This is a genomic window from Microbacterium sp. VKM Ac-2870 (genome assembly GCF_015350795.1).
Taxonomy (GTDB): Bacteria; Actinomycetota; Actinomycetes; order Actinomycetales; family Microbacteriaceae; genus Microbacterium.
Genome location: NZ_JADKSH010000001.1, coordinates 439708 through 454860 on the forward strand (window position 1 = coordinate 439708; position 15153 = coordinate 454860).

A 15153-nucleotide genomic window follows, 5' to 3' on the forward strand; every position below is an offset into this window, starting at 1 on the left:
CAGATGAAGACCGCCGAAATCGCCCAGCGTTACCTGGACTACTTCGAGAAGAACGGGCACACCATCGTGCCCTCGGCATCCCTGGTCACGGACGACCCCGCACTGTTGTTCACCGTCGCCGGCATGGTGCCGTTCATCCCGTACCTGTCGGGCGACGTGCCGGCCCCCTACAAGCGCGCCGCCGACAACCAGAAGTGCATCCGCACAAACGACATCGAGGAAGTCGGCAAGACCCCCCGGCACGGAACCTTCTTCCAGATGCTCGGAAACTGGTCGTTCGGCGACTACTTCAAGGAAGGTGCGATCCGTTTCGCCTGGGAGCTGCTGACCGGCGCCGAGGTCGACGGCGGACTCGGGTTCGACCCGAAGGACCTCTGGGTCACCGTCTACGAAGAGGACGACGAGGCGCACGATCTCTGGCGACGCCTGACCGACCTGCCCGAAGAGCGCATCCAGCGCCTGGGCAAGGACACCAACTACTGGTCGACGGGGCTTCCCGGACCCGCAGGCCCCTGCTCGGAGATCTTCTTCGACCGCGGTCCCGCGTATGGGATCGACGGCGGACCGGCGACCGACGACGACCGCTACGTCGAGATCTGGAACCTCGTGTTCATGCAGTACGAGATCACCGACGTGCGCAGCAAGTACGACTTCACGATCGTGGGGGAGCTGCCTAACAAGAACATCGACACCGGCATGGGCTTGGAGCGCATCGCGTTCATCAAGCAGGGCGTCGACAACATGTACGAGACCGATCAGGTGCGTCCGGTGCTGGATGCCGCCGTGGCACTGTCGGGCAAGAGGTACGGCGCGAACCACGACGACGACGTGCGCTTCCGCGTGGTCGCCGATCACGTCCGCTCCTCACTCATGCTCCTCAGCGACGGCGTGACCCCGGCCAACGAGGGCCGCGGGTACATCCTGCGCCGCCTGATGCGTCGAGTGATCCGGTCGATGCGCCTGCTCGGCGTCGACCAGCCGACCTTCGCGACCCTGTTCGCGGCTTCTCGCGACGCGATGAAAGAGGCCTACCCGGTCGTCGGAGCCGACTACGAGCGCCTGGTCGCCTACGCTCTGGCCGAGGAGGCGACGTTCCTGCGCACCCTCGCCGCCGGTTCGGAGAATCTCGACGCCTCGATCGCGGCAGCGAAGGACTCCGGAGCCAGCTCCATCGGAGGCGCCGAAGCATTCCTGCTGCACGACACCTACGGGTTCCCCATCGATCTGACGATGGAGATCGTCGAAGAGGCCGGCCTGCGGGTCGACCGCGACGCCTTCGACACGCTCATGCACGAGCAGCGCGCTCGCGCGAAGGCGGATGCCCGCTCCCGCAAGCGCCAGCTCGCCGACACCAGCATCTATCGCGACTTCCGCGCCCAGGGCGAGACCGTGTTCACCGGATACAGCGATTGGGAGACCCCGTCGACGGTGCTGGGCCTGCTGGTCGACGGCGCCCCGGTGCAGCGCGCGACGCAGGGGCAGATCGCCGAGGTCATCCTCGCCGAGACGTCGCTCTACGCCGAAAGCGGCGGTCAGGTGGCCGACAAGGGCGTCATCGTGGGTCCGGGCTACGAGCTCGATGTCCTCGACGTGCAGCGCCCCGTACCGGGACTGATCAGCCACACCGTCGAGGTCACCTCCGGCGAGGTGGGCCTCGGCCAGCCCGCGACCAGCGTCGTGGATGCCGTGAACCGCCGCGCCGCACAGCAGGCGCATTCGGCCACGCACCTGGTGCACGCGGCCCTCCGCGACACTCTCGGCTCGTCGGCCACGCAGGCCGGTTCGCTCAACCGCGCCGGCTACATGCGATTCGATTTCTCGTGGGGCCAGACGCTGTCGGATGCTACCAAGACGGAGATCGAAGAGATCGCCAACAACGCGGTGCGCGACAACCTCCAGGTGACGACGCGCGTCCTCCCGCTGGACGAGGCAAAGGCTGCGGGAGCCATGGCGCTGTTCGGCGAGAAGTACGGCGAGACCGTGCGAATGGTCGACATCGGCGGTCCGTGGTCACGCGAACTCTGCGGCGGAACGCACGTCGGCTCGAGCGCCGAGATCGGTCTCATCAACCTCGTCGGCGAATCGTCGGTGGGCGCGTCCACACGACGCGTGGAGGCGCTGGTCGGCCTCGACGCGTTCCGTGAGCTCGCCGCCGAGCGGGCCATCGTGTCGCAGTTGACGGCGTCGCTGAAGACCCCGAAAGACCAGCTCGCGTCGCGCATCGCGGAACTCGCCGCGAGCCTGAAAGCCGCCGAGAAGCGGATCGCGCAGTTCGAGTCCAAAGCGCTCGAGAGTCGTCTTCCCGCCCTCGTCGCCACCGCGACCCAGGCCGGCGCCTACCGTGTGGTCGCCCAGTCGCTCGGCACCGCGGCATCCGCCGACGATGTGCGCACGCTGGCGCTTCAGATCCGCGAGCGCGTGGGGGCGGGCGCTGTGGTCGCGCTCGGCGCCGACGTCGGCGGTCGGCCGGTCATCATCGTCGCGACGGATGACGTTGCTCGCGGCGCGGGGGCGAAGGCAGGCGTGCTCGCCAAGACGGCGGCCGGCGTCCTCGGTGGCGGTGGCGGCGGACGTGACGACGTCGCGCAGGGCGGTGGTACCGACGTGAGCGCGCTGCCCGCCGCGCTCGCGGTATTGGCGCGCGCCCTGGAGGCGCCGAGCGCGTGAGTGGTTTTCGCCCCGGCGTGCGGCTCGGCATCGACGTGGGCAAAGCCCGCGTCGGGGTGGCCCGCTGCGACCGTGACGGACTGCTGGCCGTTCCTGTCGAGACCGTGCCACGCAACGACGATGCCGTGCGTCGCATCACCGAGCTCGCCGAAGAGTATGCGGCGATCGAACTGCTGGTCGGACTTCCGGTCAGCCTCTCGGGCAGCGACACGGCTTCGACCGCCGACGCACGCGCGTTCGCGAGCGAGTTGAGCACGGCATCCGGGGTACCCGTCCGGCTCGTGGACGAGAGACTCAGCACGGTCTCCGCCCACGCGGCCTTACGGGATGCCGGTCGCTCCCAGCGATCGTCTCGTAGGATTATCGACCAAGTCGCCGCGGTCGTCTTGCTTCAGCAGGCGATCGACGTCGAAAAGAGCACCGGCGCCCCGGCCGGCGCCGCCGTGCACGACCCTCAGGAGCCCGCCTGATGCCCGAATCCCCGCCGAACGACGACGAGTTCGCGGACCTGTTCCGCAAACTGCCGACGCCGCGCGCTACCGGTGCATCCGCCGGCGAAGCGGAGCCCGCGACGCCGCCATCACGCCGCGCGGCGCGGGAAGCCGCGGCCGCGGCGGCGGGATCGTCAGAGCCAGCGCCGACGCCGGCCGCAGAGTCCGTTCCGGCGACCACCGCCGCGGCGGAGCCCGCCGAACGCCCTGTGCCGGCCACCGCTGAGCCCGTGCCGGCCGTGCCTGCACCGATGGCTGCGCCACCGGCGGCACCGGCCGAGGAGCCGGCCGCACCCGCAGAGCCGGCCGTGCACCACCAGATCGACGCGCTGTTCGCCGCCGAGGAGCGGCCAGAGCGCGCGCGCAGCAAGAAGCACGACCCCGACCGTCGCAAGAGCCGTATCGCTGGCTGGGTGGTTTTCGGGGTGATCCTCGCGATCATCGGCGGCCTCGTCGGGGGCGGCTTCTACGCGTGGAACACCTACGGAGACAAGATCCGCTCCGTGATGGGGTGGGAAGAACCCAAGGACTACGAAGACGGCATCGCCGAGGGCGACGCCTCGGTGACGATCGTCACCGGCGACACCGGGGCGACGATCTCGACCACGCTGTTCCAGGCCGGCGTCACCAAGACCGACAGCGCCTTCTACGACTACCTCGTCAAGACCGGTCAGAATCCCACCTTCCAGCCGGGTGTCTACACGCTGAAGCAGAAGATGTCGTCCGCGGCCGCCGTGAAGGCGTTGGAAGACCCCGCCAACCGTCGGGAGAACACCGCACAGCTGCCCGAGGGCCTCACGATGGCGTCGACGTTGACACGTATCGCCGACGGCACCGGCATCCCGCTCGCCGATCTGCAGGCCGCCGCGGCCGATCCATCGCAATACGGCGTCTCTGCCACCTCGCTCGAGGGTTGGCTGTTCCCCGCGACGTACACGTTCGACCCCGGCACGACGGCGACGCAGGTCATCAAGACGCTCGTCGACCGCACGATCACGTCGCTCGACAAGGCCGGCGTGCCCGCCGATCAGCGCGAGCGCATCCTGACGGTCGCGTCGATCATTCAGCGCGAGGCGCGCTTCACGGCCGACTTCTACAAGGTGTCGCGGGTGATCGAGAACCGCCTGGACCCCGACAACGAAGAGACGCACGGGCTCCTGCAGATGGACTCGACGGCCCAGTACGGCTACAACGAGATGAACAAAGGCACGGCCAGTTCCTCGGCGGAAGCACTCGCCAACGACAACCCCTGGAACACCTACATCCATCCCGGCCTTCCCGTCGGCCCGATCGCCAACCCCGGCGATGTGGCCATCGACGCCGCGATGCATCCCGCCGACGGCCCCTGGCTGTACTTCGTGACCGTCAACCTCGACACTGGCGAGACGGTGTTCAGCACGACCTACGCCGAGCACGAGAAGGCCGTCGCCCAGTGGCAGCAGTGGTGCTCTGCGAACGCCAGTGACGACTGCTGATCTGGAGGTGTGGGGCGACCCCATCGAGCACAGCCTGTCACCGCGGCTCCACGGCGCCGCCTATGCGCGGCTGGGATGGAACTGGAGCTACGGACGACGGCGCGTCGCCGCCGTCGATTTCCACGCCCAGCTGAAGAGCGTCACTGCGACGATGCGCGGGTTGTCGTTGACGTTCCCCTTGAAGACGCAAGCGTTCGCTGCGGCCTCCCTCCGCGATCGTCCCGCCGAGCTGACCGGAGTCGTCAACACCCTCGTCTTCCGACAGGGAAGGCGCCTGGGGTTCAACACCGACGTCGGCGGCATCGTGGCCGACGTCCGAGCTCAGGGCGTGCCGCAGATCGAGGCTGCGCGCATCGTCGGAGCCGGTGCGACAGCGACGTCGGCTCTCGTCGCCTTGGCGGAGCTGGGTGCACGCCGCGTCGAGGTCGTCGCGCGTCGCCCCGATGCGGCTGCGCCCTTGCTCGAACTCGGTGAGCGTCTGTCGATTCTCGTCACGGTGACGACTCCGGATGCGGTGGCGACGGCATCCCTTCCGCTCACGGTGTCGACCCTGCCGGGCGGCAGCGCCCTCGCCGATGACACCAACCGGCGGCTCGCCGCGGGCGGCGGCCTCCTGTACGACGTGGTCTACGGACATTGGCCGACGGCGCTGGCCGCGGCATGGGCGTCGGCGGGAGCACCCAGCGTCGACGGCCGTGGCATGCTGCTGCGCCAAGCGGTGCTGCAGATCCGCGCGTTCGCGACCGGAGATGTGACCCAGTCGCTGCCCGAGGAGAATGCCGTCGTGGACGTCATGGCCCGCGCGCTCATGGAAGACTAGGCGAATGCTCCGCGTGCTCACCGCCGGCGAATCGCACGGTCCCGAACTGGTCGCCTTCATGGAGGGACTGCCCGCCGGCGTCCCCATTTCCCGCGCCGCCATCCAGGCGGATCTCGCTCGGCGCAAGCTCGGCTACGGACGCGGCTCGCGCATGAAGTTCGAGGAAGACGAGCTCACGATCTCGGCCGGGGTTCTCCAGGGCTTGAGCATGGGCAGCCCGATCGCTCTGCGCATCGGCAACAGCGAGTGGCCGAAGTGGACCGAGGTCATGAGCGCCGAGCCGACCGCGCTCACCGAGATGTCGCGCGGTCGCGGTGCGGCCCTGACGCGCCCCCGCCCCGGCCACGCCGACCTCGTCGGCATGCAGAAGTACGGCTTCGACGAGGCACGGCCGATCCTCGAACGTGCGAGCGCGCGTGAAACGGCTGCACGCGTCGCACTCGGCGCCATCGCCCGTTCTTTCCTCGGTGAACTCGGCATCCGCTTGGTCAGCCACACCCTGTCGATCGGCCCCGTGCAGGTGCCGGAGGGCCGCGCCCTTCCCCTGCCTGACGACGTCGACGCTCTCGACGCCGATCCACTGCGATGCTTCGATGCCGAGACTTCCGCGCGCATGGTGGCGGAAGTGGATGCCGCGAAGAAGGATGGCGACACCCTCGGCGGCATCGTCGAGGTGCTCGCCTACGGGCTGCCGCCGGGTCTCGGTTCGCACGTGCATTGGGATCGCCGCCTCGATGGCAAGCTCGCCCAAGCGATCATGAGCATTCAAGCGATCAAGGGCGTCGAGGTCGGCGACGGGTTCGAGACCACACGGCGCCGCGGTTCCGCTGCGCACGACGAACTGTTCACGGCGGCCGACGGCATCACACGCTCTTCCGACAAGGCAGGCGGCACCGAGGGCGGCATGTCCACGGGAACGGTGCTGCGGGTGCGTGCCGGAATGAAACCGATCGCGACGATCCCGCACGCGTTGCGCACCATCGATGTCGCCACCGGTGAGGCCGCCACCGCGCATCACCAGCGCTCGGACGTGTGCGCAGTCCCGGCCGCCGGTGTCGTCGCCGAAGCCATGGTCGCGATCGTGCTGGCTGGGTCCGTGCTCGAGAAGTTCGGCGGTGACAACGTCGCCGAGACGCGACGCAACCTCGACGGCTACCTCGCCGCGATCCCTGAGACCCTTCGCACGGCTGCAGACAGCGACGACGCGCTCGGATGACCGACCCGGCGATCGTTCTCATCGGTCCGATGGGGGCCGGCAAGACGAGCGTGGGCAAACGCGTCGCCAAGCGCCTCGCGCTGCCGTTCACCGACAGCGACGCTGTCATCACGCGCGAGCACGGACCGATCACGGAGATCTTCGCCCGTCAGGGGGAGGAGTCGTTCCGCGAGTTGGAGCGACGCGCCGTGTCGGCCGCGCTCGCGACCGGCGGAGTCGTCGCCCTCGGCGGGGGCGCCGTGCTGCACCCCGAGACCCAGACGGATCTTGCCGCGCACCGGGTCGTTCTTCTGACCGTCGCACCGCAGAACGTCGCCGCGCGCATTCGCGGCGGCGCCCGACCGCTGCTGCAGGAGGGCGACGCGGTCGCACGCTGGCACGAGATCTTCGCACAGCGCCGGCCCGTGTACGAACGCCTCGCTGACATCACCTTCGACACCTCGGCGGGACCGCTGCAGGACGTCGTCGAAGCACTCGCCACATGGATCACCACAGACGGCACCGGCGGCGACGACCGCCGTGCTCCGGGAGAGCGACAATGACAGACACCACCGTCATCAGTGTGAGCGGCGACCAGCCGTACGACATCACGATCGGCCGGGGAACTCTCCCCCTGGTTGAGCACGCGCTGCCGCCTGCCGCGCGGAAGGTTCTGGTCGTGCACCCGCCCACCCTCGCGGAACAGGCGGCGCAGCTGCGTACGATGCTGCTCGCCTCGGGTGAGCGGCAGGTGCTGCTGGCAGAGATTCCCGACGCCGAGCAGGGCAAACGCGTCGAAGTCGCCGCCTTCTGCTGGCAGGTGATGGGTCAGGCCGATTTCACCCGCACCGACGCGGTGGTCGGCTTCGGAGGCGGAGCGGTCACAGATCTGGCGGGTTTCGTCGCCGCGACATGGCTCCGGGGCGTCGCCATCGTGCAGGTCCCGACTACTGTGCTCGGGATGGTCGATGCCGCCGTCGGCGGCAAGACCGGGATCAACACGGCCGAGGGGAAGAACCTCGTGGGAGCGTTCTGGCCGCCCCGGGCCGTCATCTGCGACCTCGCCTTGCTCGACAGCCTCACCCGCAACGAGCGGGTCGCAGGCTTCGCCGAGGTCGTCAAGGCGGGCTTCATCTGGTATCCCGAGATCCTCGACCTCATCGAAGCCGACCCCGACGCTGCGGTCGATCCGCGCTCGGACGCCTTCCGCCGGTGCATCGAACTCGCCATCGCGATGAAGGCGAAGGTCGTCGGAGAAGATCTGCGCGAGGCGGGACTGCGCGAGGTCCTCAACTACGGTCACACCCTCGGACACGCCATCGAACATGCCGAGCGCTACCAGTGGCGCCACGGCGCCGCGATCTCCGTGGGCATGCTGTTCGCCGCCGAGTTGTCGCGTTTGGCTGGGCGTCTGTCCGATGATGCGGCGGCGCGACACCGGCGCATCCTCGAGCTTCTTGGTCTACCGACGTCTTACCGCCAGGGCGCCTGGAAGCAGCTGCTGGCCACGATGCAGCGCGACAAGAAGACCCGCGGATCGATGCTCCGGTTCATCGTGCTCGACGACCTCGCGAAGCCGACCGTGCTGCAGGCGCCGGACGAGTCTCTGCTGTTCGCCGCCTACCAGGAAGTCGCCGAGTGAGCGCACGTCCGCAGGTGCGGCGGGTGCGCCTGGAGGAGTGGCGGCAGATCCGCGACCTCCGCATCGAGGCCGTCGGCGATCCGGCCGCCGGCATCGCTTTCCTGTCGACGCCCGAGCAGGAACGCACCCACGATGACGCGTTCTGGCGTGACCGCGCTGCCGGTGCGGCGATGGGCGCGGATGCCGCGCAGTTCATCGCCGACGACGGCGCGCGGTGGGTGGGCACGGTCACGGTGCTCCTGCGGGAGTCCGGCGCGCTCGATCACGTCGGACGCGCGGTCGCGCACGACCGTGCCGATATCGTGGGCGTGTACCTCGCACCGTCGTACCGCGGCTCGGGTCTGCTGGGCGAGCTGGTGGATGCCGCGGCCCACTGGGCAGCCGAACGCGGCGCCGACGACCTCACGTTGGACGTCCACGTCGACAACGTCCGCGCACAGAAGGCCTACCGCGCAATCGGGTTCGTGCCCACCGGCGAGACGTTCACGAGCGTCATCGGACCCGAGCTCGTGATGCGCCGCGCCGGTAGTGTGGGCGCGTGATGACGCCGCGTCGCCTTCTCCTGGTCAACGGACCGAACCTCAACCTCCTCGGCATCCGAGAGCCCGCCGTGTACGGCCATGACACGCTCGCCGACGTCGAGCGGATCGTGGCGGATGCCGCCGCGGAGCACGGTTTCGAGGTGCGGTCGGTGCAGAGCAACCACGAGGGTGTTCTGATCGATGCGATCCACGCGGCGCGCACCGATTGCCTGGGCATCGTAATCAACCCGGGGGGACTCACCCACACCTCCGTGGTGCTGCGCGATGCGCTGTCGGGGGTCGCGCTACCCGTCGCGGAGGTGCACATCTCCAACGTCTACGAACGCGAGACTTTCCGCCATCATTCGTATGTCGCGGACGTGGCCGCGGTCCACGTCATCGGCGAGGGCGTCACCGGGTACGCGCATGCAACGCGGTTGCTGATCGACATCATCGCCGGAGCCGCCGAAGGCTGACACCCGGGCCGGCGGAACACCGTGGGCTAAGATCGACTGTCGGCCGCCCCGCGCGAGTGCGGCACCTCGAACCTCACGAACGGAAACTCCACACTCATGGCATCGACCGCAGACATCAAGAACGGCGTCGTCCTCAACATCGATGGACAGCTCTGGAGCGTCGTGGAGTTCCAGCACGTGAAGCCCGGAAAAGGCGGCGCGTTCGTCCGTACGAAGCTGAAGAACGTCATGACCGGCAAGGTCGTCGACAAGACGTTCAACGCTGGAGCGAAGATCGAGACCGAGAACGTCGACCGTCGCGACTTCACTTACCTGTACAACGATGGCGACGGGTTCGTCTTCATGGACGTGGCCGACTACGACCAGATCACGGTCGGTGCCGCCACCGTCGGCGACGCGGCCAACTTCCTGTTGGAGAACCAGCAGGTGCAGATCGCGCTGAACAACGGCAACCCGCTGTACATCGAACTTCCCGCATCCGTCGTGCTCGAGATCACCTACACCGAGCCGGGCCTGCAGGGCGACCGCTCGTCGGCCGGCACCAAGAACGCGACCGTCGAGACCGGCTACGAGATCCAGGTGCCGCTGTTCCTCGAGACCGGCACCAAGGTCAAGGTCGACACCCGCACGGGCGACTACCTCGGCCGCGTCAACTGACGCACGGGCTGCTGAGCAGATGAGCGCACGCTCCAAGGCGCGAAAGCGCGCCCTCGATATCCTCTACCAGTCCGACGTCCGCGGCGATGACTTGGCCGTCACCCTTGCGTCCGAAGCCAAGCGGGCCGCGAACGAGCCTGCCCGCGAGGCATCGTGGTTGTACGCCCGAGAGATCGTGGACGGCGTCGTCGACAACCGAGACGAGATCGACGAGCAGATCATCACCCACGCCCGCGATTGGAAACTCGAGCGGATGCCGGCGGTCGATCGCGCCATCCTCCGTCTCGCCGTCTGGGAAGTGATGTTCAACGACGAGGTGCCGACCGCGGTCGCGATCGACGAGGCCGTCGAGCTCGCCAAGGAGTTCTCCACGGACGACTCCGGTTCGTTCGTGCACGGTGTGCTCGCGCGCATCGCTCGGACCGCATAGCCCATCGACGATGCGCAGGCCGAAGGCCGCCCGGCCTGACGAGCGCGGAGAACGCCGATGACGACCATCCTCCAGTTTCGCGTGGTCGAGCTGTGGTTCGTCGGCACCCTCTGCCTGCTGAGCGTCGTCGCCGTCGTCTTTCTCGCGCTTCGGCGTCGACCTGCACCGTGGCCTCTCTGGGCGACGGTCTCTGTCGCCGCCGGTGCACTTGCGGCGGTGCTGTTCGCCCTCGTCGCCACGTGGACCGGTGTGTTCGGAATGTCACTTCCGTGGCAGGCAGTCGCGTGGGGAGCGGGCGGCCTTGCGGCCATAGGGTTGGGCATCGCGAACTTCTGGCGCGCGCGATGGGGTCGTCGCGTCGTCGCGGCAGTATCGATCGTCCTCTTCCTTCTGACGACGACGTTCGGCATCAACGCGTACTACGGCTTGAACACGACGCTCGCGAGCGTCCTCGGCATCCAGATCCACCGGCCGATCACGATTCCTACGGGAGCGCACAGCGGCGAGCCCGAATCGCATGCGCCTCTCTATCAGCGCTGGCAGGCACCCCCGGACATGCCCGCGAAGGGCGAACAGGGCACGATCGAGATCCCCGCGACCCAGTCCGGGTTCTCGGCGCGCCTCGCCGGCTTCTACAAGCCGCCGGCCGCGCTCACCGCCCATCCGCCGCGTCTGCCCCTGGTCATCATGATGATGGGGCAACCAGGCGATCCCGATCCGCAGTACATCGCCAAGATCCTGGACGCGCAGGCAGAGAAGAACAACGGGCTCGCGCCCTACGTGCTCGTCGTGGACCAGCTGGGCGACGCGAGCAGGGATCCCGCATGCGGAGACTCGACGATGTACGGCAACGTCGAGACGTACGTCACGAAGGATGTCGTCGATTTCGCACGGACCCTGCCGGTGCAACAGCGTCCCCGTCAGTGGATCATCGCGGGTTACTCCAACGGGGGAGGATGCGCGTTCAAGTACGCGGCAGAGCACCCCGAGATCTGGGGCAACCTGCTGTCGGTGAGCGGCGAGATCGCCCCCGGGTCCGAACACCCCGACGAGACGATCGCCCATGTGTTCGACGGCTCTGCTGCGGCTTACGATGCGGCGAAGCCGGCACGCATCCTCGCGTCGGCCGGTGCGGGCGCCTACCCCGACCAGTGGGCGCTGTTCACCGCCGGCGAGCACGATCCCGACTACATCGATCAGGCGCGCCAAGGGGCGGCAGCCGCGACCGCTGCCGGATGGCAGGCCGACAGCTATGTCGTGCCGGGCGCCGGCCACGTCGTGGATGCTCTCGAGGGGGGAATGGCCGAAGGCTTCGCGCGTCTGTATCCGCGGCTGGGCCTTTCTGCGCCCTGAACCGCGGCGCCTGACGGAGGGCACAGGGTGCCGCGCGTAGACTCGGGAGCTGTTCGACCAGGAGGACCCATGCGCATCACAGGCCTCGGCCACGCCGGAATGTTCATCGAGACGACGGGCGGCAGCATCCTCTGCGACCCGGTGATGGGTCCGAGCTTCTTCGGGTCGTGGTTCCCGTTTCCCGACAACCGTGGCCTCGACTGGGAACGCTTCGGCGCCGCCGACTTCCTGTACATCTCGCATCGTCACCGCGACCACTTCGACCCGACGCTCCTGGAACGGTACGTGCCGAAGGACATCCGCGTGCTGCTGCCGGAGTATCCGACCGACGACCTCGAGGTCGACCTTCGCCGCCTCGGCTACGACAACATCATCTACACCCAGGCCGGCGTGCCGATGGAGTATCCCGGGGGGCTGAAGATCATGGTGACGCCGCTGCGGGCGCCGAGCGACGGCCCGATCGGCGACTCGTCGCTGAGCGTCGACGATGGCACCGCGAGCATTCTGAACCAGAACGACTCTCATCCGCTCGACCTCGAGCGTCTGCTGTCGTTCTCGAAGCCGGACGCGTACTTCACCCAGGTGTCGGGCGCGATCTGGTGGCCGATGGTCTACGACCTGCCGCAGGACTCGAAGCAGCACTTCGCGAAGCTCAAGCGCGATGCGCAGAACAAGCGCGCGATGTACTACATCGAGAAGGTGGATGCCGAGCACGTCTTCCCGATGGCGGGCCCGCCCATGTTCCTGCGGGAGGATCTTTTCCGGTTCAACGGGTGGGGTCTGGAAGACGACTCGATCTTCACCGATCAGCGCCAGTTCCTCGCGCACATGCGTGCCGAGCGCCCGGAGCAGAAGGGGCACGAGTTCGTCCCCGGTACCCAGGTCGATGTCCACGCCAGCCAGGTCGAGATCACTCAGACGCTGTACAGCGCCGAAGAGATCGACCGCGTCTTCGACGACAAGTGGGAGTATCTGGCCGAGCAGCGCGACAGCCGCCAGGACGAGGTCATCGCGGAGGTCGCCACGCGCGCCGAACCGATGGCACCCGACGCGATGCTCGCGGCGCTGCAGGAGTGGTGGGAGCCGCTGCTGCGGCGCGCTCGCACGATCCGCATGGGAGTGGGCGGCAACGTGCGCTTCCGCATCGGCGAGCTCGACATGGTCGTGGACTTTCCGAAGGCGAAAGTCCGCGAATATGCGGGGGAGGAGTGCATCTACTGGTACACGATTCCCGCCGACCTCGTCTCGACGAACATCCGCGATCACGAGATCGACTGGTCGAACTCGATCTTCCTGTCGATGCAGTTCGACGTGGGCCGCAGCGGCAAGTTCAACGAGTTCCTCACCACCTTCCTGAAGTGCCTGTCGCGCGACCGCATCGAGTACGTCGAGAACTGGTACGCGGAGCAGTCGGATCAGACCGAGGATGCCGAGATCGGTGAGTGGACCGTGCAGCGCCGCTGCCCCCACCTGCGCGCCGACCTCACCAAGACCGGCAAGATCGAGGACGGCGTGCTCACGTGCGCCCTCCACGACTGGAAGTGGGACCTGAACAGCGGGCAGTGCCTGACCGCTCCGGGACACCCGATCCGCGCGTCGCACATCATCGAGACCGCATCCGCGCAGACGACGTAACCCGCCCGCGCCGGCGGCTCACGTCGTCAGGATTCGTTTCGCGCGCTTCTTGAGTCGCACCGGTGAGGTCGTGGCCGCCCGCCACCGATGATCGGTGCCGTGCCACGGCGGCCCCTTCAGCTCGGGAACACCGTTGTTCATGCGCAGCTGCCAGCCGATGCGGTCGAGGAAGCGGTGGTGGTACCAGCACAGCAGGACGGCGTTGTCGGTGTGCGTCGGGCCGCCTCGGACGTGCTCGGTGACGTGGTGGATCTCGGACCAGCCGGCGGGCACGCCGCAGCCGGGGATGACGCAGCCGCCGTCGCGAAGGGCGATGGCGCGACGCTGGTACCGGTTGAACACGCGCTCCTCGGTGCCGATCGCGACGATGCGCCCGTCTGAGCCGGTGGCGACGCGCTGGATCGCGCCCGCGCAGGCGACGTGGCGGGCGGCCATGGTGCTGACGCTGATCGCAGCCCTGCGCGTGGGCGAAGCCCGTGCCGGCGACGAAATCGTCGGCGTCGACGGAGATCACCAGGGTGGGCGCGTGTCCGCCGATCGTGGGCAGGAGCCCGCTGGATGCCGCGACACCGAGTGCGGCAGCCAGCGCATCGTGCTGCTTCTGCGGGCGGGTGCGCTCGTCCCGGACGACGAGCGGGTCGTCGTCGGCGGTGAACGGGTCGTCGAAGGCGACGGTAGGGGACAGCTGCGCATCGAAAATCGTCTGCAGCTGTGCCGCCACCTCCGGCAGCAGGGTTCCCCGCAGGGGTACCCCGGCCGCGCTCGCGACACCGAGCACGAGCGAGCGCTTCCGCTCGGCCACACGCTCGCGCGGTTCGGCGCCGTCCTGGTCGAGCGCGAGAGCCCACGTCTGCGCGTGGATGCGCAGCAGCTCCGCGCAGGCTGGCGGCGCGGCATCCGGCCCCTCGCCCCGCGCCTCGGCGACGACGATGTCTGCGGCCTCCCGGCGTGCGGCCGAAGAGACGCGCGGCGCGGTCTGCTGGAGAGGTCCGGTGATCGCGAGGATGCCGTCGGTACCGACCACCCCGTCGACCATCGCGGCCCGCACCGATGGGAACGGCGCGTCGAGCGCCTCACCGGTCGTGGGCGACACGGCGCGGCGTACAGCCGTGGCCGCCCGTTGCAGCCGCGCCGCCGACCGCGGTTCGAGCCGGGTGAGCGTCTGCAGCAGTTCGGTGACATCGCGGCATCCGAGGTGCGAGGTCATCCGCTCGTCGCGCACGGGGTTCTCCGACCGGCGTACGGCCTCGCCGGTCGCGTCGATCAGGAGCGCCTCGACGAACCGGCCGATCTCGGCGATGGCGGCGACCTGCCGGGCGAGCTCGCGTTCGGTGGCCCGCTCGAAGACGCGGTCCGCCGCCGCTTCGCGCAGCGCACTCGCGGCCTGCGAACGCAGGTCGTCGAGTTGCTGTGCGAGGAGGTCCATACCCTCAATTCTGCCGAGGGGCCCCGACACTCCAGGCTCTAAAAGCCCAGATTGAGATGGGAAAAAGCGCGCGCCGAGTGAGAGTTTTCTCATGCGCTCAACGGGCTCCTTAGAGTGAGCGTGAACACCACACCGCGGGTCATCGAGGGAGCGCCTTGGCATGAGAATCGCTCCGCTGCACTTCGCGGACGTGCTCAGGTACCTGGTGATGCTCAACCCGACGGCGCAGTTCATCCCGCGCGTCGTCTCGGATGAGCTTTGAAGTGTCGCTGGCGACCGCGATCATGCTGAAGCTCGTGACCGAGCTCGTGCTACGCGTGACGAAAGCCGTCGTCGCGCGCCTGCGCGCGGCCTCGACGACTGAA

The 15153-nt window shown here is 68.4% G+C and carries 14 protein-coding genes and 1 pseudogene; 13 read left to right on the top strand and 2 right to left on the bottom strand.

What is annotated here, in order from left to right; genetic code table 11:
• Positions 1-3 precede the first annotated feature (3 nt).
• From alaS to ITJ43_RS02200, 13 genes are all read left to right on the top strand, one after another.
• Positions 4-2667: an alanine--tRNA ligase gene (alaS, locus tag ITJ43_RS02140; RefSeq protein WP_194581678.1), complete on the top strand. Its 2664-nt coding sequence runs from the start codon at positions 4-6 to the stop codon at positions 2665-2667.
• A complete protein-coding gene (gene ruvX / locus ITJ43_RS02145; protein WP_194581680.1) occupies positions 2664-3137 on the top strand; it encodes a Holliday junction resolvase RuvX in 474 nt (157 codons plus the stop codon). The genes alaS and ruvX overlap by 4 nt, the downstream gene beginning before the upstream one ends.
• A complete protein-coding gene (gene mltG / locus ITJ43_RS02150) occupies positions 3137-4633 on the top strand; it encodes an endolytic transglycosylase MltG (protein ID WP_194581682.1) in 1497 nt (498 codons plus the stop codon). Before ruvX ends, mltG begins: the two co-directional genes overlap by 1 nt.
• Positions 4620-5453 carry a shikimate dehydrogenase gene (locus ITJ43_RS02155; RefSeq protein ID WP_323741097.1) on the top strand — a complete coding sequence of 278 codons (834 nt, stop codon included), beginning with the start codon at positions 4620-4622 and terminating at the stop codon, positions 5451-5453. The genes mltG and ITJ43_RS02155 overlap by 14 nt, the downstream gene beginning before the upstream one ends.
• 4 nt (positions 5454-5457) lie before the next feature.
• Entirely contained in the window at positions 5458-6669 is a 1212-nt protein-coding gene (gene aroC, locus ITJ43_RS02160; RefSeq protein ID WP_194581690.1) for a chorismate synthase, read from the top strand.
• Entirely contained in the window at positions 6666-7211 is a 546-nt protein-coding gene (locus ITJ43_RS02165) for a shikimate kinase (protein ID WP_194581692.1), read from the top strand. Before aroC ends, ITJ43_RS02165 begins: the two co-directional genes overlap by 4 nt.
• Positions 7208-8290 (top strand): 3-dehydroquinate synthase, encoded by a 1083-nt coding sequence (gene aroB, locus ITJ43_RS02170; protein WP_194581694.1) that lies wholly within the window; start codon positions 7208-7210, stop codon positions 8288-8290. Before ITJ43_RS02165 ends, aroB begins: the two co-directional genes overlap by 4 nt.
• Positions 8287-8832 carry a GNAT family N-acetyltransferase gene (locus tag ITJ43_RS02175; protein ID WP_194581696.1) on the top strand — a complete coding sequence of 182 codons (546 nt, stop codon included), beginning with the start codon at positions 8287-8289 and terminating at the stop codon, positions 8830-8832. The genes aroB and ITJ43_RS02175 overlap by 4 nt, the downstream gene beginning before the upstream one ends.
• Positions 8829-9287 (top strand): type II 3-dehydroquinate dehydratase, encoded by a 459-nt coding sequence (aroQ, locus tag ITJ43_RS02180; protein ID WP_323741098.1) that lies wholly within the window; start codon positions 8829-8831, stop codon positions 9285-9287. The genes ITJ43_RS02175 and aroQ overlap by 4 nt, the downstream gene beginning before the upstream one ends.
• A gap of 96 nt (positions 9288-9383) precedes the next feature.
• On the top strand, positions 9384-9944 hold the full coding sequence (efp, locus tag ITJ43_RS02185; protein WP_194581698.1) for an elongation factor P: 561 nt from the start codon (positions 9384-9386) through the stop codon (positions 9942-9944).
• Between the two features lie 19 nt (positions 9945-9963).
• On the top strand, positions 9964-10374 hold the full coding sequence (nusB, locus tag ITJ43_RS02190) for a transcription antitermination factor NusB (protein ID WP_194581700.1): 411 nt from the start codon (positions 9964-9966) through the stop codon (positions 10372-10374).
• Between the two features lie 57 nt (positions 10375-10431).
• Positions 10432-11727, top strand: a complete 1296-nt coding sequence (locus ITJ43_RS02195) for an alpha/beta hydrolase (RefSeq protein ID WP_194581702.1) — start codon at positions 10432-10434, stop codon at positions 11725-11727.
• A 69-nt stretch (positions 11728-11796) separates the two neighbouring features.
• Positions 11797-13362: a Rieske 2Fe-2S domain-containing protein gene (locus ITJ43_RS02200; protein ID WP_194581704.1), complete on the top strand. Its 1566-nt coding sequence runs from the start codon at positions 11797-11799 to the stop codon at positions 13360-13362.
• 18 nt (positions 13363-13380) lie between these two features.
• On the opposite strand, the gene ITJ43_RS02205 is transcribed toward ITJ43_RS02200, so the two are convergent.
• Together ITJ43_RS02205 and ITJ43_RS15265 are read right to left on the bottom strand one after the other, a co-directional pair.
• Positions 13381-13797 (bottom strand): HNH endonuclease signature motif containing protein, encoded by a 417-nt coding sequence (locus tag ITJ43_RS02205; RefSeq protein WP_194581706.1) that lies wholly within the window; start codon positions 13795-13797, stop codon positions 13381-13383.
• A 73-nt stretch (positions 13798-13870) separates the two neighbouring features.
• A pseudogene (locus ITJ43_RS15265) lies at positions 13871-14950 on the bottom strand (DUF222 domain-containing protein); the annotation flags it as partial.
• Between the last annotated feature and the right edge of the window lie 203 nt (positions 14951-15153).

Coding starts and splice junctions, on each gene's coding strand:
- ITJ43_RS02195 (WP_194581702.1), top strand. CDS start 10,432: ATGACGACCATCCTCCAGTTTCGCGTGGTCGAGCTGTGGTTCGTCGGC.
- nusB (WP_194581700.1), top strand. CDS start 9,964: ATGAGCGCACGCTCCAAGGCGCGAAAGCGCGCCCTCGATATCCTCTAC.
- aroC (WP_194581690.1), top strand. CDS start 5,458: ATGCTCCGCGTGCTCACCGCCGGCGAATCGCACGGTCCCGAACTGGTC.
- ITJ43_RS02165 (WP_194581692.1), top strand. CDS start 6,666: ATGACCGACCCGGCGATCGTTCTCATCGGTCCGATGGGGGCCGGCAAG.
- mltG (WP_194581682.1), top strand. CDS start 3,137: ATGCCCGAATCCCCGCCGAACGACGACGAGTTCGCGGACCTGTTCCGC.
- ITJ43_RS02200 (WP_194581704.1), top strand. CDS start 11,797: ATGCGCATCACAGGCCTCGGCCACGCCGGAATGTTCATCGAGACGACG.
- ITJ43_RS02205 (WP_194581706.1), bottom strand. CDS start 13,797: ATGGCCGCCCGCCACGTCGCCTGCGCGGGCGCGATCCAGCGCGTCGCC.
- efp (WP_194581698.1), top strand. CDS start 9,384: ATGGCATCGACCGCAGACATCAAGAACGGCGTCGTCCTCAACATCGAT.
- alaS (WP_194581678.1), top strand. CDS start 4: ATGAAGACCGCCGAAATCGCCCAGCGTTACCTGGACTACTTCGAGAAG.
- aroB (WP_194581694.1), top strand. CDS start 7,208: ATGACAGACACCACCGTCATCAGTGTGAGCGGCGACCAGCCGTACGAC.